Raw genomic sequence first — 26,236 nt, forward strand, 5'->3', positions numbered from 1 at the left:
CGCCATGAAGTTTATCATCAAGTTATTTCCTGAAATCACCATCAAGAGTCCGTCGGTGCGTTTGCGCTTTATCAAGATTCTTGCCAGCAATATCCGCAACGTCCTGAAAACCGTCAGCGACGACATCGCCGTTGTGCGCTTCTGGGATCACATTGAAGTGCGGTCAAAAAATGCGGCGCTGGCTGACATTATTCCCGATGAGCTTTCCCGCATTCCCGGTATCCATCACGTTTTAGCGGTTGAAGATCGTGAGTACACCGATATACATCACATCTTTGAGCAGACGTTAACGCAGTATCGCGACAGTCTTGAAGGCAAGAGCTTCTGCGTACGTGTGAAACGTCGCGGTAAGCATAGCTTCAGTTCACAGGATGTAGAGCGCTATGTGGGCGGCGGCCTGAATCAGCATATTGAAAGCGCCCGCGTGCAGCTTAAAAACCCTGACGTGACGGTGAACCTTGAAGTTGAAGAGAATCGCCTGACACTGGTGACTGCACGTTACGAAGGTCTGGGTGGTTTCCCAATCGGCACGCAGGAAGATGTGCTGTCGCTGATTTCCGGCGGTTTCGATTCCGGCGTATCCAGTTATATGCTGCTGCGTCGTGGCAGTCGCGTACATTACTGCTTCTTTAACCTTGGCGGTGCCGCGCATGAGATTGGCGTGCGTCAGGTTGCGCACTATCTGTGGAATCGTTTTGGTCGTTCACACCGCGTGCGCTTCGTGGCGATCAATTTTGAGCCGGTCGTCGGTGAGATCCTCGAAAAAGTGGATGACGGCCAGATGGGCGTGGTGCTGAAGCGCATGATGGTGCGCGCTGCTTCGACGATTGCTGAACGCTACGGCGTGCAGGCGCTGGTCACGGGTGAAGCGGTGGGGCAGGTGTCGAGCCAGACGCTGACCAACCTGCGACTGATTGATAATGCATCCGATACGCTGATTCTGCGTCCGCTGATTTCTCATGACAAAGAGCACATCATCAGAGTTGCCCGGGAGATCGGCACCGAAGATTTCGCCAGCACGATGCCGGAATATTGTGGTGTGATCTCAAAAAGCCCAACGGTGAAGGCGGTGAAGGCGAAGATTGAAGCGGAAGAGCAGAATTTCGACTTTGCGATTCTGGATCGGGTGGTGGAAGAAGCGACCAATGTCGATATCCGTACTATTGCTGAGCAGACAGAAGAGGAGGTGGTTGAAGTTGAGACCGTCGCGCTTCTGAGTGACAACGACGTCGTGCTGGATATCCGCTCTATTGATGAGCAGGAAGAGAAGCCACTGACGCTGAACGCTACAGAAGTGAAATCACTCCCATTCTATAAACTCAGCACGCAGTTTGGCGATCTCGATCAGAACCGGACCTGGCTGCTCTACTGCGATCGCGGTGTGATGAGCCGTCTGCAGGCGCTTTATCTGCATGAGCAGGGCTTTAAGAACGTTAAAGTTTACCGCCCGTAGTCACCATGTTGAGCCAGTCAGTGCCTGTTCAGGCCTGACTGGCTTTCTCGTTTTAAGCCTTTCTATCAAAGACTGAGTCTTTACGCCTGATAGTCATAAATGCCGGGAGCCAGCACCAGCTGTGCAGCTACCTCACGCGCCATCTCTTTTCCCACCAGCAGATCGATTAACTTCAGCGCAAAATCCATTGCCGTACCTGGCCCCTGGCTGGTCAGCAGATTGACGCGCGGATCCCAGACGACACGCCGCTCCATCCACTTTTCCTCCGGAATTGTCTCTTTCAGACCAGGAAAGCCAGTCATATTGCCGACCGGAAAGAGATCGTGAGGGATCAAAACCGTGCCTGCGGCTGCGCATATTGCCGCGACAATCTTCTCATTGAGGTGAAACTGACGCACCGTTTCGACTAACAGCGGACTGTCACGGAAGGTCTCAGCCCCTTTGAGGCCACCGGGCAGCACAATGGCGGCGAAATCATTGTCGGCGACTTCAACCAGCGTGACATCAGTCAGCAGACGAACACCGCGCGAGCAGACAATCTCACGGCTGCCATCGCTTTCGACGCTGGCGGTAACAACCTTCAGCCCGGCCCGAACCAGCAGGTCGATGGTGGTGACAGCTTCTGTTTCTTCACTGCCATGTGCCAGGCAAACCAGCACCGATGCGTTCGCGGTCATAATGGGACTCCTTGCGTTTTACAATGTCATACAGACGGGTATTCTCCGTGAGCACCAGGCCGTGCGTCCGGGCGCGGCGTAGCAGAAAGCCGCTGATATAGTCGATTTCGGTGAGCCGCTGGGCGCGAACGTCCTGCAGCATGGAAGAGGTGTTGGCCGCAGTGCTTTCGATCACGTCGAAGATGATGTCCTGCAAACTGTCACTGGCCACGTTCTGGCCTTCACGCTCCATGACCCAGCTGATCTCTTCGCACAGCTGCGCGATCTGCTCCGGATACGCGCGTAATGCCCCGTTCTGGCACTCATACTCCACGCTGAGCGGGTTGATGACACAGTTGACGGCCAGTTTGCGCCAGCAGGCCGCCCGGATATTGTCATGCCAGGCAACGTCGGGCAGGGCAGGGTGCAGTATATCGGCGAGATCACTGTAAGCGGCACTTTTGCGGTTACCGGGACCAATGTGGGTGATGCCACTGGCGATGTGCTTGATGACGGTGCCATCACGCATCGCCGCATGCGTGGTGACGCCACGCAGGAGTGGCTGAGTCAGCCCTTTCAGTTCCTCCAGCGTGCCCATACCGTTGTGCAGCAGCAGCACCGGGCAGTTTTCTGGCAGCACACTTTCCAGATTCTTCACGGCGGGTGAGACCTGTGGCGCTTTGAGTGTGACCAGCAGCAGCTGACTTTCCGCCAGAAACAGCGGATCGTTGGCGATAAATGTGCGATTCGAAATGTTGCCCTGTGGATCAATCACATTGGCTGAGCAGTAAGGCTGCGGCACGCGCAGCCATCCCTGTACTTCATGTCCCTGGCGGGCAAGCGCTGTCAGCCAGACCTGACCCAATGCACCGCAACCTAACACGGTAATTTTCATGCTGCCTCCCGCTGGCGGGCTAGCCATCTGTTATTTACTGTCACACTTACATTATAGCGTTGTGTGCAGCCTGATTTTATTTAGCACCTTAAGACGCGTATTATGCATGTCACTTTAGCGTCAGGAGAAGAAGAGATGCCATCTTTCGATATCGTTTCAGAAGTCGATCTGCAGGAAATTCGCAATGCGGTGGAGAATGCCAACCGTGAAGTGTCTACCCGCTTCGATTTCCGCAACGTGAGCGCCGAGTTTGAGCTCAACGAAAAGAATGAAACCATCAAAATCACCAGCGAGTCCGATTTTCAGGTTAAGCAACTGGTCGATATTTTGCGAGAGAAGTTGCTGAAGCGTGGGATTGAAGGCGGTGCTTTAGAGGTGCCGGAAGAGATTGAGCACAGCGGCAAGAGCTGGGCGGTCGATGCCAAACTGAAGAAAGGCATTGAAAGCGACGTGGCGAAGAAGCTGGTGAAGCTGATCAAAGACAGCAAGCTGAAGGTGCAGACCCAGATTCAGGGTGAAGCGTTGCGTGTGACCGGTAAAGCGCGTGACGATTTGCAGGGTGCGATGGCGATCGTGCGCGGCAGCAATCTGGGCCAGCCGTTCCAGTTTAAAAACTTCCGCGATTAAGTGGGGGAGGCTGTTTTTTTGGCCTGAATGCAGTGATAAAAAACCCGGCTCAGGCCGGGTTTTTTGTTAGCACCTTGCTTATATCGCTTTGTGAGATGGATGTCGTCTGGAACATCGCGTTCAGGCTCAGGAAGCCTGTGCCTTTCGCAAAGACGCAAAAGCGCCATCCATGGCTGGCTCAGCGCGGGCCATCCCTGGCCCGCGATGCTTTGCTACAGGCACAGGCTCCCATCGCTTTAAGCTGATTAGTGGTCTGTAAGAAGGATTGTGCTGGGTGATATTTACTCAGAAATTTAAATGCGGCTGAACCTGGCAGCAACGCAAAAGCTAAGGGGCGCAGGGGACACGGTCAGAGGAGGAAAGCGTCCCGCGCCAGGACGGCGCGGGCCGAGCATGCCACGGATGGCGGCTTTTGCGTCTTTCCGATCTGAACGTGTTCCCTGAGCCAGCTCGATCCTGAAGCGAAACGAGCTGACGTTATCACTAAACTTTTTAAAGCTAGCAACTCCCCAGCAGCGCTTCCAGCTCAGGCCGGCTGGTGACCTTACTATCAATTTTGATATACGCGCTTTTCTCTTCCGGCACGATAAACACGGAATTAACGCCTTTCTGAGCCTTCAGACGCTGCTCCAGATTCGGCACAGCCAGTGCAGCATCACTCAGCACAATGCGAAGGCTGCTGACATAAGGCGGCTCCTGCATCGTCATGCTGACAAACAGCCAGGCTGCGGCCACCATCGCGCCCACCAGGAATACGGTCTGTGCATCGAAATGACCAAACACCCAGCCACCCATGCTGCCGCCAACAGCCACACCCAGGAACTGGCTGGTAGAATAAATCCCCATCGCCGTACCTTTGTATCCTGCAGGCGACTCTTTACTGATCAGCGAAGGCAGAATCGCTTCCATCAGGTTGAAGGCGAAGAAGAAGAGCTGAACACCCACCACCAGCGTCCAGAAGTGGCCTTCTGCACCCCAGAGCACGATCTCCGCAATCACAATCATTCCGACACAGCCGACAAAGACACGCTTCATGCGGCGCTTCACTTCGGCATAAATGATGAAGGGGACTACGCCAGCAAAAGCGATCAGCATGGTGGAGAGATAGACTTTCCAGTGTTCGGGTGCCGGGAAACCGGCCTGTTCAAACTGCCCTGGCAACGCAACAAAGCTCGACATTAGCAGGACGTGCAGGCAGAAAATACCAATATTGAGTTTCACCAGACGCGGGTTAGCCATCACTTTGCGGAAGCTGCCTTTCACCATGCCCGATTCACGGTTCAGGACATGATTGGAGGCAGATGGCACTACCAGCAGGGTAATCACGATGCCCAGCGATGCCAGGATCGCAATCATCCAGAACAACGCATGCAGACCCAATGCATGAGTCACAACCGGACCGACCACCATCGCAATCGCGAAGGTCACACCAAAACTGATGCCGATAAACGCCATCGCTTTGGTGCGGTTCTGCTCGCGGGTTAAATCGGATAACAGTGCCATCACGGCAGCGGCAATCGCGCCCGAGCCCTGTAATGCCCGGCCCAGTATAATGCCCCAGATGGAGTCGGTGCAGGCTGCGATAATACTGCCCAGAACAAACAGCAACAGTCCGCCGACGATCAACGGCTTGCGGCCGATGCGATCAGAGAGCAGACCAAAAGGAATCTGAAATATTGCCTGGGCAAGGCCATAGATGCCAATCGCCAGACCAATTAAGGTTTCACTCGCGCCCTGTAATGCCATGCCATAAGTGGTCAGTACCGGCAGGACCATAAACATTCCAAGCATTCGCAGGGAAAAGACCGTACCGAGGCCCCATGTGGCGCGCAGCTCCACCGGAGTCATTTTATTATCGTTCATTCCAACCTCTGTTAATGTGCTGCTTTTATTCTAGGGGGCGGGGCAGGGCGGGTAAAACAATAGTTTTTAAGCAGTGGTAACAAAAAGAAAGGGCGCGAAAATCGCGCCCTTTTCATGCTGTATTGGTGCCGGTTACCAGACGTAGGTCAGCAGGTCCTTCGAAGCCGGAGCCATCGAATCTACTGACATCATCACGCTCAGTGCGGTGATGGTCACGATAGAGAAGACAAACAGCTTACGCGCCCAGACACGGTCATCTGCGGTTTTATAACCCGATAATGCCATGCCCAGCCACCAGACGCTGACCGCAGCGGCCACCACCAGATATTTGTAGCCTGCGTAACCGCCCAGCGTCAGCATCAGCGTGGCAATCATAAACGCCAGGATATAGAGCGTAATATGATTCTTCGCGACGGAAATGCCTTTCACCACCGGCAGAACCGGGATGTTCGCTGCCTGGTAATCTTTAAAGCGGAAGATAGCAATCGCGTACGAATGCGGCATCTGCCACAGGCTAAAGATCGCCAGCAGGATCAACGCGCCAGCATCAAACTGGTTAGAGACCGCGCAGTAGCCGATAACTGGCGGCGCAGCACCTGACAGACTGCCAATCAGCGTTCCGTAAACGGAATTACGCTTCATGTACAGGCTGTAGATGCCCACGTACACCACGAAGCCCATCACCGCCAGCCACATGGCCAGCGGATTAGCACCGAAGTAGAGCAACGCAAAGCCAGCAATACCCAGCACAGTGGCATAAACCAGGCTTACTTTCGCGGAGATAAGGCCTTTTACCAGCACCCGATTCCTGGTTCTCTCCATCTTGATGTCGATGTCGCGGTCAATCACGTTGTTGAAAACACAACCCGATGCAACCACCAGTGACACGCCCACCAGGGTGATGAGAAACAGGGCGTAATCCGTGTTGCCTTTGGAGGCCAACAGGAATCCGCCGATCACAGAAATTAAATTCCCGAAAATAATTCCTGGTTTTGTAACTTGCAGGTATTGCTTAAACATTACGCGTGACTCTTTAGTGAGGCATCATGTTGTAGTTGAGGTTCCACATGATCCACAGTGAGCCTACTACGACAATCAGGATGATGATGGCCGAGAAAACAATGGCTACCATGTTCCAGCCACCCTCAGATTTGCTGTCTAAGTGCAGGAAGTACACCAGGTGAACCAGCACCTGAATGACCGCACACACCAGAACAACACCGAGGATAGTACCGTGAGATGCACTGCCATCCATTACCATCCAGAACGGGATCGCCGTCAGAATGATAGAGAGGATGAAGCCGATCATGTAGGACTTCACGCTACCGTGTGAAGCGCCATGTTCGTTAACAGAATGACTCATTACATGGCTCCCATCAGGTAAACAACGGTGAAGACGCAAATCCAGACCACGTCCAGGAAGTGCCAGAACAGGCTCAGACACATGATACGGGTACGGTTAGTCGCGTTCAGGCCACGTTTGGAAATCTGGAACATCAGGACCAGCATCCAGATCAGACCGGAGGTCACGTGCAGACCGTGGGTACCGACCAGCGTAAAGAAGCCAGACAGGAAGCCACTGCGATCCGGACCAAAGCCTTCAGCAATCAGGTGATGGAATTCATAGATTTCCATCCCGATGAAGCCCAGACCGAACAGGAAGGTCAGCGCCAGCCAGCCGATAACGGCACCTTTTTGCTCCTTGTTCATGGAGATAACAGCCATGCCGTAAGTGATCGAACTCAACAGCAGCAGGGCGGTTTCTACCAGAACAAACGGCAGCTCAAAGATATCTTTACCTGCCGGGCCACCGGCAGTGTTGTTGACCATGACGGCATAGGTCGCAAACAGGGTTGCGAAGATAATGCAGTCACTCATCAGGTAGATCCAGAAGCCAAAGACTTTATTGGCTCCTGCATCGTGATGCCCATGCTCCGCATGGGCGTCGTGGTGATGTTTAATCAGAGTTTCAGTTGACATTATTTCAGACCTGCTTTGCTGATTTCGTCAAAGTGCTGGTTCTCAATCTTCTGAACTTCGGCAACCGGAACGTAGTAATCCACGTCTTCGTCGAAGCTCTTCACGATCCAGGTAACGATCATGCCGAGGAATGAAAGACCCGCCATCCACCAGATATGCCAGATCAGCGCAAAGCCCATCACAGTAGCGAATGCACAGATGACGATTGCCGCACCACTGTTTTTCGGCATATGAATCTCTTCATACGATGCCGGCTGCTTATACGCTTCGCCTTTCTCTTTCATTTCCCAGAACGCATCACGCTCGTGGACATGTGGGATCACAGCAAAGTTATAGAACGGTGGTGGTGAAGAGGTTGCCCACTCCAGCGTACGACCGCCCCACGGGTCACCTGTCACATCACGGTTCTGGTCGCGGTCACGTACCGAGACGTAGAACATGGTCAGCTGACACAGGATACCCAGCGCAATCAGACCCGCACCAACCGCAGCAACCACCAGCAGAGGATGGAACTGTGGATCGATATCCTGGCTCAGACGACGGGTCATACCCATGAAGCCCAGTGCGTACAGCGGCATAAAGGCAACGAAGAAGCCAATGATCCAGAACCAGAATGCGCGCTTACCCCAGGTTTCGTTCAGGGTGAAGCCGAATGCTTTCGGGAACCAGTAGGTCACGCCCGCCATACAACCGAAGACTACACCACCGATGATTACGTTGTGGAAGTGTGCAATCAGGAACAGGCTGTTGTGCAGAATGAAGTCAGCGCCCGGAACGGCCAGCAGTACGCCGGTCATACCCCCTACAGAGAAGGTTACCAGGAAGCCAACGGTCCACAGCATGGCAGAGTGCATCTGAATGCGGCCCTGATACATGGTGAACAGCCAGTTAAAGATTTTAACCCCGGTCGGAATCGCGATGATCATCGTCATAATACCGAAGAAGGCGTTAACGTTGGCACCCGCACCCATGGTGAAGAAGTGGTGCAACCAGACGATGAACGACAGCACGGTAATGGCGATGGTCGCCCACACCAGTGAGGTATAACCAAACAGACGTTTTTTGGAGAAGGTCGCGGTAATTTCTGCGAACACACCAAACACCGGCAGTACCAGGATATACACTTCCGGATGGCCCCAGACCCAGATCAGGTTGACATACATCATCATGTTGCCGCCCATTTCATTGGTGAAGAAATGGAAGCCGAGATAACGATCAAGGGTCAACAGCGCCAGGGTCACGGTCAGAACCGGGAACGCAGCGATGATCAGGACGTTGGTGCACAGCGCAGTCCAGGTAAATACCGGCATTTTGAACAGGCTCATGCCCGGTGCGCGCATCTTCAGAATGGTCACAAAGAAGTTAATACCGGTTAAGGTCGTACCAATACCTGAAAGCTGAAGGCTCCAGATCCAGTAATCGACCCCGACGCCGGGACTATACTCCGCGCCGGAAAGCGGCGGATAAGCCAGCCAGCCGGTCTGTGCGAACTCGCCCACACCCAGAGACAGGTTAACCAGGATCACACCGACCGCGGTAAACCAGAAACTCAGGTTGTTCAGGAAGGGGAACGCAACGTCACGTGCACCAATCTGCAACGGAACGGCGATGTTCATCAGGCCAACCACGAAAGGCATCGCCACGAAGAAGATCATAATCACGCCGTGCGCGGTAAAGATCTGGTCGTAGTGGTGCGGTGGCAGGATGCCCGCTTCACCGGCCGAAGCCATCACCTGCTGGGTACGCATCATAATGGCATCAGCGAAACCACGAATCAGCATGACGAACGCCATGATGATATACATGATACCCAGACGTTTGTGGTCAACTGACGTCAGCCATTCAGACCACAGGTATTTCCACTTACCAAAATAGGTAAGCGCAGCGACCAGCGCAGCACCACCTATCAGGATAGCGGCAACCGTAACCATGATAATCGGCTCATGGTACGGCACTGCATCAAGTGTTAATTTTCCTAACATCGTATTATTCCTCGGCTCCCGCGGAAGCGGCGTGACTCATGTCCATACCTTCATGCTGTGGCATGTCCATTTTCCCGTGGCTCATCTTGAACTTGTCGATGACTTGCATGAACAGTTTCGGATCAGCTGAAGAGAAATATTCCACCGGATGATTTTCGCTTGGCACAGCCACTTTCTCGAAATCTTCCATGGTGGTCAGCGTGTTAGGGGCTGCTTTAACTTTAGCCACCCACTGCTGGAATTCCGCATCGTCTTTGGTTGCAATGGCTTTAAACTTCATGCCAGAGAAACCACGACCACTAAAGTTCGCAGAGATACCGTCGAACGTGCCTGGCTCATTCGCAATCAGATGCAGTTTGGTCTGCATACCCGCCATCGCATAAATCTGGCTGCCGAGTGTTGGAATGAAGAAAGAGTTCATGACGGAGTTAGAGGTGATTTTGAAGTTCACCGGAGTATTTGCCGGGAAGGCAATCTGGTTCACAGTCGCAATACCCTGTTCCGGGTAAATGAACAACCATTTCCAGTCCAGTGCAACCACATCGATCTCAACCGGTTTCACATCAGATTGCAGCGGTTTGCTGGGCTCCAGTGCGTGGGTTGATTTCCAGGTCAGTACGCTGAGGAAGAGAATGATCAGGATCGGAATGGTCCAGACCACGGCTTCCACTTTGTTAGAGTGTGACCAGTTAGGGCTGTACTTCGCATTCGTGTTGGACGCCCGATACTTCCAGGCAAACACCACGGCCATCAGGACTGCGGGAATCACGACGATCAACATCAGGCCAAAGGCAGTCAGTATCAGCGAACGTTGCTCCAGTGCAATCTGTCCTTTGGGATTTAACAATGCACTATCGCAGCCACTCATTAATAAAGTGCCTGCAATTAATGACAAAATCCCCAAACTTTTATTGTATTTACTGAGTCTCATTTAACGACCTCAATGACAAAGGGCTCTATTGTCGTTTAAGTGTGCGCGCATTTTACGGGAAGGTTTATGCAGTGTAAACCAGCTTAAGGATGTGTCAGATACGTGTTGACACCTTTTGCTAAGGGTGTCACAGATGTTGCGCCAGGTGACAAATAATTAACGCAGACAAGCAGTTGGCATCAATATAACAAAAACCAATGGAAGTAACCGTAAAAAAATCAGGGAAAGGAATAACCCTTACTTTTAACTCCCAAATATTTAACAAGTCTGCATCATTTGCGCGATGAAATTTAACTAAAGTAATTGCTAACCGGTTTTTAGTATTTCCGCTACGCCTCCTCAGGATCTATTCTTATTTTTTAAAAATAACACGCGATGATAAATGACGGCGACTTATCCGGATGTCAAAAAATAAGCCGCACCCCGTTAACCTATCGATTTCACTTAAGCATCTGACGCGGGCAACACCGGCGTTCTCTTCAGTGCCCGATAGTCCAGCAAGACCCCGGCAAACACCGCCAGCAGGGAGAGGCTCATGCCCAGCTCAAACAGGCGGGTCAGCAGCGGTGCCAGCGCAGTCAGCCCCAGTGCATTCAGTGCCAGCACGACCAGCCAGAGAGCCAGCACGCCGCAGCCAGCTGCAAACAGACGATTAGTCCAGCGATAGCCATGAGGATAGTAGCTACGTGTGAGGAAATTGCCACTCTGCTCGACCTGATTCAATGTTTGCCGGCAAAAAGCCAGCAGCACCAGGCCTGGCAGACCCGCCATCACCGTGAAAGCATAGAATGTCGGCCAGCCCCAGAGTTCCACCAGCCAGCCCGCCGCCGGGCCGACATAGACCCGGCCGACTGCGGAGAGCGCCGATAACAGGGCAAACTGGGTGGCTGAGAACGACTTATTGCACAGCGTCATTAATAATGCGACAAAGGCCGCGGTGCCCATGCCGCCGCAGAGGTTTTCGACAAAGACTGCACTGGCCATGCTCCACAACTGTTTGTCGGTCACTGCCAGCAGCCAGTAACCAAAGTTCGAGACAGCCTGCAGCAGACCGAAAATCATTAGCGCCCGGAACAGGCTCAGACGCTGCATCAGTACGCCGCCATAAAGCGCGCCGATAATGGTCGCCAGCAGACCCAGCGTCTTATTGACCAGGCCGACGTCACCGGCATTGAACCCGACGCCGCGGATCAGAAAGGTAGTCGTCAGTGAGGCGGCAAAGGCATCGCCCAGCTTGTAGAGAATAATCAGCGTAATGAGTAGCCAGGCGTTGTTGCGCTGAAAGAAATCCTTGAGCGGATCGACAACTGCCTGTCGCAGTGAATGCGGGGTGGAAGTCCGTGTGTCCGGCTCGCTCGCCATCAGTGTGGCAATAATGCCCGGCACCATCATCAGCGCCATCAACCAGTAGGTCGCCTGCCAGCCCAGATAACGGTCAGCCAGCCACAAGGCCAGCCCGCCTGAAATCAGCATCGCCAGCCGATAGCCCAGCACGGTAATGGCTGCGCCGCTGCCGCGCTCTTCAGGTGGCAGAATATCCGTTTTCCAGGCGTCAAAAACGATGTCCTGGGAGGCGGAGCAGAAAGCGATCAGCACTGCCAGCGCCGCCATCAGGGTCAGATCGCGTTCTGGCTGCAGAAATCCCATCGCGACAATCCCGCCTGCCAGCGCCAGCTGACTCAGCAGTAACCAGCCGCGACGCCGGCCCAGAAACGGCGGCGTATAGCGGTCCATCATCGGCGACCAGAGAAATTTAAAGACATAGGCCTGGCCGACCAGCGAAAAGAAGCCGATAGTTTTCAGATCAACATTTTCCACCGTCATCCACGCCTGCAACGTGCCCGAAGTCAGTGCCAGCGGCAGTCCGGAAGCAAAACCAAGTAGCAGTAGTACGGCGGCATTTTTCTGGCTGAAGAGGCGAAGATAGTGGTTCATGCGGATCCTGCAGATAACAAAAAGCCCTGCACGAGGCAGGGCAGAGGTGAGACGATATTAACGGGCGTTCTGCTTGATGAAGTCGTTAACGCTGGTGTCCTGTGCCATATCCGCAATCACATCGCTCATGGTGGCGTTCACCGCGTCAGTAATCTTCTGGTTATTGGCGTTGAATGCGCCTTCTACGCTGTAAGTCTGGCGGTAGTTTTTAACCTGCTTGTTGCCATTTTTCGCGGTCGCAATAATAGAGATGTCCGCTTTGGTAGTGATGCTGTAGCGCACATTGCCCTGCGTCACGTCAGCGTAGAGATTGTTAACCACAATCTGCAGATCGACCGCGCCATCAGGACCAATCATATAACCACGTGCGGTCATCTGCTTCTCCAGCACTTCCTGCAGCAGGAAACGGAGATCGCGCGAAGGCGTCAGGGTCACTAACTGACCATCACGGTTAACTTTTGCCAGCGCCTGATCTTTACGCTGGTCGGCACCGTTGATGCTCACGGTCACGCCCATCAGGCCGGGATCCTGCTGCGGCAGCTGAATTTTAGGCTGGATAGTGAGGGTATTATTGCTGGTTGCACAGCCGGCTAAAATGAACGCAGCCAACAGTGGGAATAACAGTTTTTTCAACATACTTTTTCTCGTTGGTGTCAGGGGGTTGGTTTGCAAAAACTGCGGCCATCATAGCATTGCCCGGCAGTGAAAAAAGCCCTGTTGCGGGTGAAATTGTCTCTGAAACCGTTTTAAGCCTCTTCTCTGACAGGCAGGTTTGCTGATGGTTTCGACTGCGTTATGATGCACACCAGAAGCGGGCTGACATAAAATGCAATATTTAGCGTCCGCCGGCGGGTAAGCGCACTAAAAGCGACTAAGATTGAATGAGATGGGGCACCGCGCTCGCCATTGAGGAGTAATAGCCATGATCCGCGAACAAATAGAAGAAAAGCTGCGTGTGGCGTTTCAGCCAGCTCATCTGGAAGTGCATGACGAAAGTTACCGGCACAACGTGCCTGCCGGATCGGAAAGTCACTTCAAAGTGGTGATTGTCAGCGACTGCTTTGCAGGCCAGCGCTTCCTGGCGCGTCATCGTCTGATTTATAGCGAACTGGCGGCTGAATTAGCGGGCAGTGTCCATGCCTTAGCCCTGCATACTTACACCCTGAAAGAGTGGGAAGGGTTGCAGGATACCGTTCTGGCTTCGCCTAACTGTCGTGGTGCCGGAAGTCTCGCCTGATCTCCCTCCTCTGAAACGGCCTGCTGGCCGTTTTTTCTGTAATTTAGCGAAAAACGCGATCCCTGGCTCAAAAAAGCAGCAAACCTGCTGAAAAGTGGTGAGTTAGCGTCCTCGACTCATTCCAGCGATGCCGCTATAATGCTGCGTCTATTTTTCCGGAATGTCTTCGGGACGCTTCTGGTAACAGGGATCAGGTTCTCTTCACGGAAGCCGTCCCGGTTGTTGGATACGGCGCATTTCACTATGTGTGGTGTCTGAAGTTGACCGAGCACGTGATTTTTTGAGGTAACAAGATGCAAGTTTCTGTAGAGACCACTCAGGGCCTGGGCCGTCGCATTACGATTACTGTTGCAGCTGACAGCATCGAAAGCGCAGTAAAAAAAGAACTGGTTGACGTTGCCAGGAAAGTTCGCATCGATGGTTTCCGTAAAGGCAAAGTGCCGATGAACATCGTGGCGCAGCGTTACGGCGCTTCTGTCCGTCAGGACGTGCTGGGCGAGCTGATGACGCGCAACTTTGTTGACGCCATCATCAAAGAAAAAATTAATCCGGCTGGCGCACCAAACTATGTGCCGGGCGAATACAAAGAAGGCCAGGATTTCACCTACGCGGTTGAATTCGAAGTCTATCCGGAAGTTGAGCTGAAAGGCCTGGAAAACATCGAAGTCGAAAAACCTGTCGTTGAAGTAACTGATGCTGATGTTGATGCCATGCTGGATACTCTGCGCAAGCAGCAGGCCAACTGGATCGAAAGCGACGCAGCTGCAGGCCCGGAAGATCGTGCAACTATCGATTTCAACGGTTCTGTTGACGGTGAAGAGTTCGAAGGCGGCAAAGCCACTGATTTCGTTCTGGCCATGGGCCAGGGCCGCATGATCCCAGGCTTTGAAGAAGGCGTTGTGGGTCACAAAGCGGGCGAAACGTTCACTATCGACGTGAAATTCCCGGACGACTACCACGCAGAAACCCTGAAAGGGAAAGATGCGAAGTTCGAGATCGTGCTGAAGAAAGTTGAAACGCGTGAGCTGCCAGAGCTGACTGAAGAGTTCATCAAACGTTTCGGCGTTGAAGATGGTTCAGTAGCCGGTCTGCGTACTGAAGTGCGTAAGAACATGGATCGCGAGCTGAAAGGCGCTATCCGTAACCGCATCAAAACTCAGGCGATCGACGGCCTGGTTGAAGCGAACGAAATCGACGTGCCAGCTGCGCTGGTTGACAGCGAAATCGATGTTCTGCGTCGTCAGGCTGCACAGCGTTTCGGTGGCAACGAACAGCAGGCGCTGGAACTGCCACGCGAACTGTTTGAAGAGCAGGCTAAACGCCGTGTTGTTGTCGGTCTGCTGCTGGGCGAAGTGATTCGTACCCACGAGCTGAAAGCTGACGAAGCGCGCGTGAACACCATGATCGAAGAGATGGCTTCTGCGTATGAAGATCCGAAAGAAGTCATCGAGTTCTACAGCAAGAATAACGAGCTGATGAACAATATGCGCAACGTCGCGCTGGAAGAGCAAGCGGTTGAAGCGGTCCTGGCGAAAGCTAAAGTGACCGAGAAAGAGACCAACTTCCAGGATCTGATGAATCAGACCGCTCAGGCCTGATCACGCAGTTAACCGTCTGTGCTAAGCCCGTGACTGAAAAGTCGCGGGCTTTTTTGTATTTTGCGTACAGAACGCGACGCTTCGCCGCTATTTGCTTAATTAATCGGCAAATTATTCACGCATCGCTTTTTCCGGGTTAGCGAACAGGGAAAAGATTGTTATGCTTGAAACATGCGTGCAGCATCCCCAGATAGTGGGAGTATGCAGAAATGAGAGTGAGGCTGGCTGATTAACCGTCCTGAAGGTGTCGGAAAAGGTGCGACGTGGAGTTTCCCGAGCGTCTTACGTAGAATCGGTACAGAATGTTGCCAATGAAATTTATCCAGGAGACGGTAATGTCATACAGTGGCGATCGTGAATATACTGCACCGCACAATGCGCTGGTGCCAATGGTGGTTGAACAAACTTCGCGTGGTGAGCGTTCTTACGACATCTACTCCCGTCTGCTGAAAGAGCGCGTCATTTTTCTGACCGGTCAGGTTGAAGACCACATGGCTAATCTGATCGTGGCGCAGATGCTGTTTCTGGAAGCTGAGAACCCGGAAAAAGATATCTATCTCTACATCAACTCGCCAGGCGGTGTGATCACGGCCGGTATGTCGATTTACGACACCATGAAATTTATCAAACCGGATGTCAGCACCATCTGTATGGGACAGGCCTGTTCAATGGGGGCGTTTCTGCTGACAGCGGGCACTAAAGGGAAGCGTTTCTGTCTGCCAAACTCGCGCGTGATGATCCACCAGCCGCTGGGCGGCTATCAGGGCCAGGCGTCAGACATTGAAATCCATGCGCGTGAAATCCTTAAAGTTAAACAGCGCATGAATGAGCTGATGGCTGAGCATACCGGTAAAACGCTGGAAGAAATTGAGCGTGATACCGAGCGTGATCGTTTCCTCTCTGCAAATGAAGCGGTAGAGTATGGATTAGTCGATTCAATTCTGACGCATCGCCAATAAGACCCCGACTTACCGTTGTCACTGGTCTATAGTTAACAGGACAACGGTACTATTTATGGGTTGAATGAATTTCGGCCGTCCCTGTACGGCCTGAGCCGTACGCGGGTATGGCCTGAGAACAAGAAGAGGTTAACTGATGACAGATAAGCGCAAAGACGGTTCAGGAAAGTTGCTGTACTGCTCTTTTTGCGGCAAAAGCCAGCATGAAGTGCGTAAGCTGATTGCCGGGCCGTCAGTGTATATCTGCGATGAGTGTGTTGACCTGTGCAACGACATCATTCGCGAAGAGATTAAAGAAGTTGCCCCGCATCGTGAACGCAGTGCGTTGCCAACCCCACATGAAATTCGCCATCACCTCGATGATTATGTTATCGGTCAGGAAAGAGCGAAGAAAGTGCTGGCGGTTGCGGTTTACAACCACTACAAGCGTTTGCGTAACGGCGATACCAGCAATGGCATCGAACTGGGCAAAAGTAACATTCTGCTGATTGGCCCGACCGGTAGTGGTAAAACGCTGCTGGCAGAAACGCTGGCGCGCCTGCTGGATGTGCCATTCACTATGGCTGACGCCACCACGCTGACTGAAGCCGGTTACGTGGGTGAAGACGTTGAAAACATCATCCAGAAACTGCTGCAGAAATGTGATTACGACGTACAGAAAGCACAGCGCGGCATCGTTTATATCGATGAAATCGATAAAATCTCTCGCAAGTCTGATAACCCGTCGATTACCCGTGACGTGTCAGGCGAAGGTGTACAGCAGGCTCTGCTTAAACTGATTGAAGGCACCGTGGCTGCCGTTCCGCCGCAGGGTGGACGTAAGCATCCGCAACAGGAATTCTTGCAGGTTGATACCTCGAAAATTCTGTTTATCTGCGGCGGCGCATTCGCCGGCCTGGACAAAGTGATCTCCCAGCGCGTGGAAACCGGATCTGGTATTGGTTTTGGTGCCACCGTGAAAGGGAAGTCACAGAAAGCCAGCGAAGGTGAACTGCTTTCACAGTGTGAACCTGAAGATTTGATCAAGTTTGGTCTGATCCCTGAGTTCATCGGTCGTCTGCCTGTGGTCGCGACCCTGAGCGAGCTGAGTGAAGAAGCGCTGATTCAGATTCTGCGTGAGCCGAAAAACGCTCTGACCAAACAGTACCAGGCGCTGTTTAACCTGGAAGGAGTTGAACTGGAGTTCCGTGACGAGGCATTAACCGCTATCGCGAAGAAAGCGATGTCACGTAAAACCGGTGCTCGTGGTCTGCGTTCTATTGTTGAAGGTGCGCTGCTGGAAACCATGTATGACCTGCCTTCCATGGATGACGTGGAAAAAGTAGTGATTGATGAATCAGTTATTGAAGGTCAGTCTGAGCCCATGTTGATCTACGGCAAGCATGAAGCGCAGGCATCTGGCGAATAATTAAACAGATCGTCCATGTTGTTCAATTAAAAAAGGGGAAAATGTTTCCCCTTTTGCTTTTCTCGCCTCTGTGACGTTGAATGTCGGACAATCATCCCCATATACTCAGATACCTGTGGGTTTAACTGCATACCTGCCTGATGCGGTTCCCATCACCTGGCGGACATTAAACAAAGAGAGAGCTCTATGAATCCTGAGCGTTCTGAACGCATTGAAATCCCCGTGTTGCCGCTGCGCGACGTGGTGGTTTATCCGCACATGGTAATTCCGTTGTTTGTTGGCCGGGAAAAATCAATTCGGTGCCTTGAAGCCGCAATGGATCATGATAAAAAAATCATGCTGGTCGCACAGAAAGAGGCTTCAACGGATGAACCTGGCATTAACGATCTCTTTTCAGTAGGGACCGTTGCATCAGTATTGCAAATGCTGAAACTGCCGGATGGCACTGTCAAAGTCCTGGTAGAAGGTTTACAGCGCGCCCATATTACGACGCTGGCCGACAACGGTGACCATTTTGTTGCACAAGCTGAATATCTGGTTTCGCCAGAGATTGAAGAGCGCGAGCAGGAAGTGCTGGTGCGTACGGCGATCAATCAGTTTGAAGGCTACATCAAACTCAATAAAAAGATCCCACCCGAGGTTTTAACCTCACTGAATAACATTGACGATGCGGCCCGCCTTGCTGACACCGTTGCAGCGCATATGCCACTGAAACTGGCAGACAAACAGTCTGTGCTGGAGATGTCCGACGTTAATGAGCGTCTGGAATATCTGATGGCGATGATGGAATCTGAAATCGATCTGCTGCAGGTTGAGAAGCGCATTCGCAACCGTGTTAAGAAGCAGATGGAGAAGAGCCAGCGCGAGTATTATCTGAATGAGCAGATGAAGGCGATTCAGAAAGAGCTCGGTGAGATGGACGACGCGCCTGACGAGTACGAAGCGTTAAAACGCAAAATCGACGCGGCAAAAATGCCGGAAGAAGCGCGTGAAAAAGCAGAAGCTGAGCTACAGAAGCTGAAAATGATGTCCCCGATGTCCGCTGAAGCGACCGTGGTTCGCGGCTACATCGACTGGATGGTGCAGGTTCCGTGGAACACGCGCAGCAAAGTGAAGAAAGATCTGCGTAAAGCGCAGGAGACGCTGGACACTGACCATTACGGCCTGGAGCGCGTGAAGGATCGTATTCTTGAGTATCTTGCGGTTCAGAGTCGTGTCAGCAAAATCAAAGGGCCGATTCTGTGCCTGGTCGGACCGCCAGGGGTAGGTAAAACGTCCCTCGGTCAGTCGATCGCCAAAGCGACCGGACGTAAATATGTGCGTATGGCGCTGGGTGGCGTGCGTGATGAAGCGGAAATCCGTGGTCACCGTCGTACTTACATCGGCTCTATGCCGGGTAAACTCATCCAGAAAATGGCGAAAGTCGGGGTTAAAAACCCGCTGTTCCTGCTGGATGAGATCGACAAAATGTCTTCGGACATGCGCGGCGATCCTGCTTCAGCGCTGCTGGAAGTGCTTGATCCTGAGCAGAACATTGCGTTCAACGACCACTATCTGGAAGTCGACTATGACCTCTCTGATGTCATGTTCGTGGCAACGTCGAACTCAATGAACATCCCGGCACCGCTGCTGGACCGTATGGAAGTGATTCGTCTGTCGGGTTATACCGAAGATGAGAAACTGAACATCGCTAAGCAGCATCTGCTGACCAAGCAGATTGAGCGCAACGCGCTGAAAGTCAGTGAAATTACGGTTGAAGACAGCGCGATTGTCGGCATTATCCGTTACTACACCCGTGAAGCTGGCGTGCGTAGTCTTGAGCGTGAGCTGTCGAAATTGTGCCGTAAAGCGGTGAAATCACTGCTGATGGACAAGACGAAAAAGCACATCACCATCAACGGTGAAAACCTCAAGGACTTCCTGGGCGTACAGCGCTTCGACTACGGCCGTGCTGACAGTGAAAACCGTGTGGGTCAGGTCACTGGCCTGGCGTGGACGGAAGTGGGCGGCGATCTGCTGACCATCGAAACTGCGTGTGTACCGGGTAAAGGCAAGCTGACTTACACCGGCTCCCTGGGTGAAGTGATGCAGGAGTCGATTCAGGCTGCGCTGACCGTGGTGCGTGCCCGTGCCGAGAAACTGGGCATTAATGGTGACTTCTACGAAAAACGTGATATTCACGTTCACGTGCCAGAAGGCGCCACACCGAAAGATGGCCCGAGTGCCGGTATCGCAATGTGTACCGCGCTGGTCTCTTGTCTGACCGGTAACCCGGTGCGTGCGGATGTCGCTATGACCGGTGAAATCACCCTGCGTGGTCAGGTTCTGCCGATTGGCGGTCTGAAAGAGAAACTGCTGGCAGCACACCGTGGTGGCATTAAAACCGTGCTGATCCCGGACGACAACAAGCGTGATCTGGAAGAGATTCCACAGAACGTGATTGCCGATCTGGAGATCCATCCGGTGAAACGCATTGAAGAGGTGCTGAATCTGGCACTGGAAAATGCGCCTTACGGCATGCAGGTCGCAACAGCAAAATAGTGATTAACGGCATAAACCGTTAAAAAGCGGAGCTGGCAAGGCAATTGGCGCTTGCCAGCTTTTTTTTGTGCCGCTAATTTAGGTGGCTGTCGATGCGACGTTCTCAGAGAAATTCCGTTGTTTCGGCTCCACAGGCTTGATATAACTTGCTGCGCGTTCGTACCCGGCCGGAAGCCCGGTACGATGTGAAATAATAAAAGAGGGGATGAAGAGAGTGAATAAGTCACAATTGATCGACAAAATTGCTGCCGATGCTGATATTTCTAAAGCTGCAGCAGGACGTGTTTTAGATGCATTTATGGGCTCAGTTTCAGATGCGCTGAAAGAGGGTGATGAAGTGGCTCTGGTGGGTTTCGGCACATTCTCTGTGCGTGACCGCGCTGCACGTACCGGCCGCAATCCGCAAACCGGTAAAGAAATCACCATCCCGGCTGGTAAAGTACCGGGTTTCCGTGCTGGTAAAGCATTGAAAGACGCTGTCAATTAATAACAACGAATAGATTCATTGACGCATTTTCTTCAGTGGATTAGAGGACGATTAACCCGTTCTCATGTAACATACGGGCACATCAATGAGATGTGCCTTTTTTGTTTTAACCGGTGAGAATCGGGTCGTAAGATGGACCTGGACCGTATTGAGACTGCCAGCCAAGCCAGCAGTTACGTGAGTCGCCAGCCAGTGGCGAGTTGCGACCGAGCTTTACATTCACACTACAGCGGAGCGTTGCCATACCATGATGGACAATTTACGCGCGGCGTCGAACCATGTCGTGCTCAAGATTATTCTGGGACTGATTATCGTCTCTTTTGTGCTGACAGGCGTTGGCAACTATCTGATTGGCGGCAATAACGACTATGCGGCCAAAGTTAACGGTCAGGAGATTAGCCGGGGACAGCTGGAGCAGGCTTTCAACAGTGAACGCAGTCGTCAGCAGCAGATGCTGGGTGACCAGTTCTCGCAGCTGGCCAGCAACGATGGCTTCATGCAGCAGATGCGTCAGCAGGCACTGTCTCAGTTAATCGACCAGGCACTGCTCGACAGCTACATCAAAGATCTCCACCTCAGCATCAGTGACGATCAGGTTAAGCAGGCTATCTTCAATCAGCAGGCTTTCCAGACCAACGGCAAATTCGATAATGCTAAATATCTGGCGCTGATCGGCAACATGGGTTTCAGTGCCGACCAGTATGCTGAAGCGCTGCGTAAGCAACTCTCCAATCAGCAGCTGATCAATGCTGTGGCCAACACAGACTTCACGCTGAAAGGCGAAGCCAGCAAACTGGTGGATCTGGTTTCACAGCAACGTGATATTCGTCAGGCGACGCTGGACGTCAATGCCCTGATGGCGAAACAAACCGTCACCGACGACGAAATCAGTCAGTATTATCAGCAGCATAAAACCAGCTTTATGGCACCGGAGCAGTTCCGTGTCAGCTACATCCTGATGGATGCTGCCAGCATGCAGCAGGATGCCAGCGAAGCGGATATTCAGGCCTGGTACGACCAGCATAAAGCGGACTATTCGCAGCCACAGCGTACGCGCTACAGCGTCATTCAGACCAAAACTGAAGCCGATGCCAATGCGGTACTGGCTCAGCTGAAGGGTGGCGCTAACTTCGCGGATGTGGCGAAAGCCAAATCCATCGACCCAATCTCTGCGCGTAAGGGCGGTGATATGGGCTGGCTGGAACCGTCAACGACCCCTGATGAGCTGAAAAATGCCGGTCTGACGGAGAAAGGCCAGATGTCAGGCGTGATTAAATCTTCAGTGGGCTTCCTGGTGGTTCGTCTCGACGATATTCAGCCAGAGCAGGTTAAGCCACTGGATGACGTTCGCAGCGCTGTTGCCGCGAAAGTGAAGCAGGAGAAGGGCGTTGATGCCTTCTACAAACTGCAGCAGAAAGTCAGTGAAGCGGCCAGCAATGACAATGAGTCACTGGCGGGTGCTGAGCAGGCTTCGGGTCTGAAAGCGAAAGAGACCGGCTGGTTCAGTCAGGACACGCTGCCAGACGCGCTTAACTTTGATGCTGTGAAGCAGGCAATCTTTAACGGCGGTCTGGTGGGTCAGAACGGTGCGCCGGGCAACAACTCCGACATTATTACCGTCGACGGCGATCGTGCCTTTGTGCTGCGTATCAGCGAGCACAAACCGGAAGCGGTAAAACCGCTGGAGCAGGTTAAGGCGCAGATTACGGATACGCTTAAGCATGACAAAGCGACACAGCAGGCGAAAACACAGGCCGATAAACTGCTGACCGATCTCAAAGCGGGCAAGCTGGAAGCACTGACTGCAGCAGGCCTGACGCTGAGCGCCAGCAAAACCGTTGACCGCAATGCGCAGGATCCGGTGGCACAGGCCGCCTTTAATCTGCCTCAGCCTGCTGACAATAAGCCTTCATGGGGTGTCAGCGAAGTTATGCAGGGTAATGTGGTGCTGGTGGCGGTAGATAAAGTTAAAACCGGCAGCATGCCACAGGCGCAGATTGACGAAATGGTTAAGGGCGTCACGCAGAACAATGCGCAGCTGACGTTTGAAGCCTTACTGCAAAACCTCCGTAAAGAGGCGAAAATCAAGTACGGCGCTGCCGCACAAATGCAGTAAGCCTCGCAAAAGCTACGCAACGACTGTAACAATCAAAGGCCGCATTCGCGGCCTTTTCCATTTCTGAAATCCCGCTTTTGAGCCTTGTGCGGTGTAGTGCCACTCTGTCACTGCTGTTTACACACAAGGAGAAACACAGCATGGCTAAACATAAACTTGTTGCCTTTTATCTCTCACTCGCACTGGGCGGTACACTCTGTCACGGCAGCGTCTCTGCGGCACCTGAACCTGCCAGTCCGGCTGTGTCGCAGAACGCACATCCTGCACCTAAGCCGGAGACAGCCGCGCAGCTGCAGCCAAAGCAGGAACAGGTCAGCATCAATGAAGCGACAGCGGAACAGCTCTCTGCTGCTATGAATGGTGTGGGGCTGAAGAAAGCGCAGGCGATTGTGAACTATCGCGAACAGTACGGACCCTTTAGCGCGATTCAGCAACTCAGTGAAGTACCGGGTATCGGTAACGCGCTGATAGAGCGAAATGCGTCCCGGCTGAAATTGTGAGGCAGTACACATCTGTGATGCTTAACCCACGCTAATCAGGTGACTCTGCTAAAGTGAACAGGTCCAACCAGTTAACTTACAGTAGCAGGAGAGCATGATCATGCAGACCACCATAAAAGTGCGTGGCTATCATCTGGATGTCTATCAGCACGTCAACAATGCGCGCTATCTTGAGTTTCTTGAGGAGGCGCGCTGGCAATGGCTGGAAGAGGTTGAAGCGTTCCACTGGTTGCTGGAACAGAAACTGGCTTTTGTGGTGGTCAATATCAACATTAACTACCGTCGCCCGGCCGTGCTGGGCGACGTACTGGCTATCGACAGTGAGATTACGCAGTTAAATGGCAAAAGCGGCATTATTGCCCAGCGGGTGTTGCTGGCAGGTCAGGAGACCGTGGTGGCGGATGCCGCACTCACGTTTGTCTGTATTGATTTGCGGACCCAAAAGGCGGTTGCGCTGGAAGGGGAGTTACGTGAGCGGCTGATGCGTCTGATGGCATGAGCTGATAAAAAGCGGCAAACCTGACTGCTTTGCCGCCATGTCATACCGTCTTAGTTAAGGCCGCTTTTAGCTTTCATGGCAGACATTACGCCCGCCCGATCGCTGAGATAACCCTGCAGGCCATTGGCCCGTAAATGACAGGCAGCACACTCACCACATCCGTCGCCTTTTACGCCGTTATAGCAGGTCAGCGTCTGCTCGCGTACCAGCGAAAGTTGCTGCCAGTAATCTGCCAGCGCCCAGGTTTCCGCTTTATTGAGCCACATCAGCGGCGTCTCAAAACGCACCTCGCGAGCCATGCCAAGCGACACCGCATGGTTCAGCGCTTTGACAAACTCATCGCGGCAGTCGGGATAGCCGGAAAAATCGGTTTCGCAGACGCCGGTGATGACCGCTTCCGCTTCGACCTGATACGCGTAAACTGAGGCCAGCGTCAGAAAGAGAATATTGCGTCCTGGTACAAACGTACTGGGTAATCCACTGGCCTCAGGATTATAAGCCGGCACCGGAATGTTATCCCGCGTCAGGCTGCTGACAGCGAGTTCGTTCAGCATGGTCACGTCCAGCACTTTATGTGCGCGCGCACCCAGTGTCATCGCCAGATCGCGGGCGACATCGATCTCTTCCCGGTGGCGTTGTCCATAGTCGAAAGTGACACAGTGAACTTCATCATAAAGCTGTACAGCCTGAATCAGGCAGGTAGTGGAGTCTTGTCCACCGCTGAAAACTACAACCGCGCGTTTCATGGTGTTTCCCTGATAATTAATTTTGCGCTTATGGTAATGCCTCAGTCCGCTGCTGAACAGCTGCAAGGCGGATCAATGGGCGGTGGAATCCATGCGCGGCTGAAATCAAACCAGCCCAGCGTGTTCAGTTCAATCCCTTCTACGGCAGGGGGCGCATAAATCTGGTAGCGATAATTGAACAGAGGCAGCAGGATGCCGTCCCTCATCAGTTGATGATAAAGCTGCTGTAGCGCACGGGTACGGCTGTCGCTATCTGCTATCTGCTGGATAGCCAGCAGTTGCGCCTGGAGTTCTTCGCCATGCGGTGCAGACCACAGCCGACGCCATAGCGGGTCAATCTGTAACCAGCTCGCCAGTGTGAAGATCGGCGCATCGCCAATCAGCCGATCGCCCATCACGATATCCGCCTCATCAGGCGGGTCGATATGATGCCAGCTTTTCACCGGGTGAAAAACGACGTTCAGAGTACAACCGTGCTGTTTTAACAGGGCGACCAGTGCCTGTGACATCTGATGCAGCTCAACCGGCAGCTGATAATGCAGTGTCAGGGTGGTGGGCAAGGGGACCGGAACATTATCAATCAGCGGCACTTCCCAGCCAGGTAACAGCTCTTTGCTGGGGGTAATTAATCCCTCATCCAGTGGTAATCGGCTGACGATGCCGCTTTGCTGAATCAGCTGGAAAAGCGTGCGCGCCTGATCAGGGGTAAATCCGGCTCGCGGCCGGCAGACCAGATAACAGAAGCCGAGACTGATGCTACTGCTGACCGGCTTCAATGTCCTGAGTTCTGCGGCATCCCCTATCGCAATCTGCACCGGATGACGACAGCTGCTGCCGAGAGCGGGATCAAACAGCTGAGGAGTAATCCAGTACTCCACCGCCTGCAGCAGAGGACGCTGCAGATGCCAGCGCGCATGGCTTTCAATCCTCACCAGCTCAGCGCTGAAATGCCTCAGTTTCCACGGCCCGCTGCCTGTCTTCATATCAGCGGGATGGGGCAGCAGACACAAAAGATGGGCAAGTCGGTGAGGCAACCAGAAATCAGGTCGTCGCAGGGTAAACCGCAGCGCCAGCGGGTGAGGCGCATCCACGCTGACCACATCGGCAAGCAATATCCTGACACGCGTATCCCGCAACAGCTGGCGGAACTGCGTCACCAGTTGTGCGGCCTGCACCGGCTCGTCGTTATGCCACATCAGCTGAGGCCGTAACCAGAATAACCAGCTACATGACGCCTCATCGTGCTGCCAGTGATGCGCCAGGTCGCCGACCGGCGCATCCTGCTCAAAACGGGTCAGACCGGAATAGATCTGACGAACCAGGTGCTGTTCAGCCCGTCCGGTAATCTGGCGCGGCTCGGTACTCTCCATCGGACGATAGTAGGGGATACGCAGAACCGGCGTGTCGTTCTGCCATTGTCCGCCCATTAACGGCCGCAGCATATTGATCAGCCTTTCCGGCGGCAGATCCAGCAGCTGTAAGGCATCCGCCGCATCTCCGGCATCAAGCTGTTTTTGCAACAACTGCTGCCGTAACTGTTCAGGCGTGCGCAGAAACACTAACTGACCCTGTTTGCCACGGCCCGGCTCGCCGTGCCAGCTAAGCCAGCCAGCGTGCTGCCACTGTGACAGTAACGTGCGCAGATGACGCTCGCTGCAGATGCAGTGGCGCGCCATCTCTGCCACGCAGGTCTGCTGAGGGATGCCCTGGCTCTGCTGCCACAGGCGCTGAAACTGATTAAGGCGGTTAAGCTGACGCATCGTAAACCCGGAACAGTTTTTTAAAAGTATTCACTATTAGTTCCGCGATTAACAGGCAATAGT

General features: G+C 53.1%; 23 protein-coding genes. 11 read left to right on the plus strand and 12 right to left on the minus strand.

What is annotated here, in order from left to right; genetic code table 11:
- Positions 1–4 precede the first annotated feature (4 nt).
- On the plus strand, positions 5–1,453 hold the full coding sequence (thiI, locus tag AC6I8J_RS04470) for a tRNA uracil 4-sulfurtransferase ThiI (protein WP_222924433.1): 1,449 nt from the start codon (positions 5–7) through the stop codon (positions 1,451–1,453).
- A gap of 80 nt (positions 1,454–1,533) precedes the next feature.
- On the opposite strand, the gene yajL is transcribed toward thiI, so the two are convergent.
- On the minus strand, positions 1,534–2,130 hold the full coding sequence (gene yajL / locus AC6I8J_RS04475; RefSeq protein ID WP_033731753.1) for a protein deglycase YajL: 597 nt from the start codon (positions 2,128–2,130) through the stop codon (positions 1,534–1,536).
- The gene (panE, locus tag AC6I8J_RS04480) at positions 2,084–3,004 is read right to left on the minus strand and encodes a 2-dehydropantoate 2-reductase (protein ID WP_033731754.1); all 921 of its coding nucleotides are present in this window, start codon (positions 3,002–3,004) and stop codon (positions 2,084–2,086) included. The genes yajL and panE overlap by 47 nt, the downstream gene beginning before the upstream one ends.
- Before the next feature lie 135 nt (positions 3,005–3,139).
- Here panE and AC6I8J_RS04485 point away from each other — a divergent pair, with 135 nt between their 5' ends.
- Positions 3,140–3,631 (plus strand): YajQ family cyclic di-GMP-binding protein, encoded by a 492-nt coding sequence (locus AC6I8J_RS04485; protein WP_003852530.1) that lies wholly within the window; start codon positions 3,140–3,142, stop codon positions 3,629–3,631.
- A gap of 498 nt (positions 3,632–4,129) precedes the next feature.
- On the opposite strand, the gene AC6I8J_RS04490 is transcribed toward AC6I8J_RS04485, so the two are convergent.
- From AC6I8J_RS04490 to AC6I8J_RS04525, 8 genes are all read right to left on the minus strand, one after another.
- A complete protein-coding gene (locus tag AC6I8J_RS04490) occupies positions 4,130–5,494 on the minus strand; it encodes an MFS transporter (RefSeq protein ID WP_222924431.1) in 1,365 nt (454 codons plus the stop codon).
- Between the two features lie 132 nt (positions 5,495–5,626).
- Positions 5,627–6,514, minus strand: a complete 888-nt coding sequence (cyoE, locus tag AC6I8J_RS04495; protein ID WP_010255394.1) for a heme o synthase — start codon at positions 6,512–6,514, stop codon at positions 5,627–5,629.
- A gap of 13 nt (positions 6,515–6,527) precedes the next feature.
- Positions 6,528–6,857 carry a cytochrome o ubiquinol oxidase subunit IV gene (locus AC6I8J_RS04500; protein WP_008924889.1) on the minus strand — a complete coding sequence of 110 codons (330 nt, stop codon included), beginning with the start codon at positions 6,855–6,857 and terminating at the stop codon, positions 6,528–6,530.
- Positions 6,857–7,474 carry a cytochrome o ubiquinol oxidase subunit III gene (locus AC6I8J_RS04505; RefSeq protein ID WP_009091720.1) on the minus strand — a complete coding sequence of 206 codons (618 nt, stop codon included), beginning with the start codon at positions 7,472–7,474 and terminating at the stop codon, positions 6,857–6,859. Before AC6I8J_RS04505 ends, AC6I8J_RS04500 begins: the two co-directional genes overlap by 1 nt.
- Positions 7,474–9,456 carry a cytochrome o ubiquinol oxidase subunit I gene (cyoB, locus tag AC6I8J_RS04510; protein ID WP_013356988.1) on the minus strand — a complete coding sequence of 661 codons (1,983 nt, stop codon included), beginning with the start codon at positions 9,454–9,456 and terminating at the stop codon, positions 7,474–7,476. Before cyoB ends, AC6I8J_RS04505 begins: the two co-directional genes overlap by 1 nt.
- A gap of 4 nt (positions 9,457–9,460) precedes the next feature.
- Entirely contained in the window at positions 9,461–10,387 is a 927-nt protein-coding gene (gene cyoA, locus AC6I8J_RS04515; RefSeq protein ID WP_150037820.1) for a cytochrome o ubiquinol oxidase subunit II, read from the minus strand.
- A 444-nt stretch (positions 10,388–10,831) separates the two neighbouring features.
- Positions 10,832–12,322 carry a muropeptide MFS transporter AmpG gene (gene ampG, locus AC6I8J_RS04520; protein ID WP_253421214.1) on the minus strand — a complete coding sequence of 497 codons (1,491 nt, stop codon included), beginning with the start codon at positions 12,320–12,322 and terminating at the stop codon, positions 10,832–10,834.
- A 57-nt stretch (positions 12,323–12,379) separates the two neighbouring features.
- The gene (locus AC6I8J_RS04525; RefSeq protein ID WP_161736019.1) at positions 12,380–12,958 is read right to left on the minus strand and encodes a lipoprotein; all 579 of its coding nucleotides are present in this window, start codon (positions 12,956–12,958) and stop codon (positions 12,380–12,382) included.
- A 286-nt stretch (positions 12,959–13,244) separates the two neighbouring features.
- Between AC6I8J_RS04525 and bolA the strand changes: the two genes are divergently transcribed.
- From bolA to AC6I8J_RS04570, 9 genes are all read left to right on the plus strand, one after another.
- On the plus strand, positions 13,245–13,559 hold the full coding sequence (gene bolA, locus AC6I8J_RS04530) for a transcriptional regulator BolA (protein ID WP_033731761.1): 315 nt from the start codon (positions 13,245–13,247) through the stop codon (positions 13,557–13,559).
- A gap of 293 nt (positions 13,560–13,852) precedes the next feature.
- Positions 13,853–15,157: a trigger factor gene (tig, locus tag AC6I8J_RS04535; protein WP_161736020.1), complete on the plus strand. Its 1,305-nt coding sequence runs from the start codon at positions 13,853–13,855 to the stop codon at positions 15,155–15,157.
- 335 nt (positions 15,158–15,492) lie between these two features.
- A complete protein-coding gene (gene clpP / locus AC6I8J_RS04540; RefSeq protein WP_010255410.1) occupies positions 15,493–16,116 on the plus strand; it encodes an ATP-dependent Clp endopeptidase proteolytic subunit ClpP in 624 nt (207 codons plus the stop codon).
- 136 nt (positions 16,117–16,252) lie between these two features.
- Entirely contained in the window at positions 16,253–17,524 is a 1,272-nt protein-coding gene (clpX, locus tag AC6I8J_RS04545; protein ID WP_003850494.1) for an ATP-dependent protease ATP-binding subunit ClpX, read from the plus strand.
- A 186-nt stretch (positions 17,525–17,710) separates the two neighbouring features.
- The gene (lon, locus tag AC6I8J_RS04550; protein WP_497825127.1) at positions 17,711–20,065 is read left to right on the plus strand and encodes an endopeptidase La; all 2,355 of its coding nucleotides are present in this window, start codon (positions 17,711–17,713) and stop codon (positions 20,063–20,065) included.
- Positions 20,066–20,279: 214 nt separating this feature from the next.
- Complete coding sequence (gene hupB / locus AC6I8J_RS04555) at positions 20,280–20,552, plus strand: nucleoid-associated protein HU-beta (RefSeq protein ID WP_033731763.1); 273 nt, start codon at positions 20,280–20,282, stop codon at positions 20,550–20,552.
- A gap of 247 nt (positions 20,553–20,799) precedes the next feature.
- Complete coding sequence (ppiD, locus tag AC6I8J_RS04560) at positions 20,800–22,668, plus strand: peptidylprolyl isomerase (protein WP_497825128.1); 1,869 nt, start codon at positions 20,800–20,802, stop codon at positions 22,666–22,668.
- A 140-nt stretch (positions 22,669–22,808) separates the two neighbouring features.
- Entirely contained in the window at positions 22,809–23,168 is a 360-nt protein-coding gene (locus AC6I8J_RS04565) for a helix-hairpin-helix domain-containing protein (RefSeq protein ID WP_161736023.1), read from the plus strand.
- 100 nt (positions 23,169–23,268) lie between these two features.
- On the plus strand, positions 23,269–23,667 hold the full coding sequence (locus AC6I8J_RS04570; RefSeq protein WP_150013161.1) for a YbgC/FadM family acyl-CoA thioesterase: 399 nt from the start codon (positions 23,269–23,271) through the stop codon (positions 23,665–23,667).
- Positions 23,668–23,717: 50 nt separating this feature from the next.
- Here AC6I8J_RS04570 and queC read toward each other — a convergent pair whose 3' ends face one another.
- Positions 23,718–24,413, minus strand: a complete 696-nt coding sequence (gene queC / locus AC6I8J_RS04575) for a 7-cyano-7-deazaguanine synthase QueC (RefSeq protein ID WP_161736024.1) — start codon at positions 24,411–24,413, stop codon at positions 23,718–23,720.
- Positions 24,414–24,454: 41 nt separating this feature from the next.
- Positions 24,455–26,173 (minus strand): SgrR family transcriptional regulator, encoded by a 1,719-nt coding sequence (locus AC6I8J_RS04580; RefSeq protein ID WP_440829486.1) that lies wholly within the window; start codon positions 26,171–26,173, stop codon positions 24,455–24,457.
- Positions 26,174–26,236: the final 63 nt, after the last annotated feature.

This window comes from Pantoea sp. X-Soil-ISGK-355 (genome assembly GCF_059730805.1).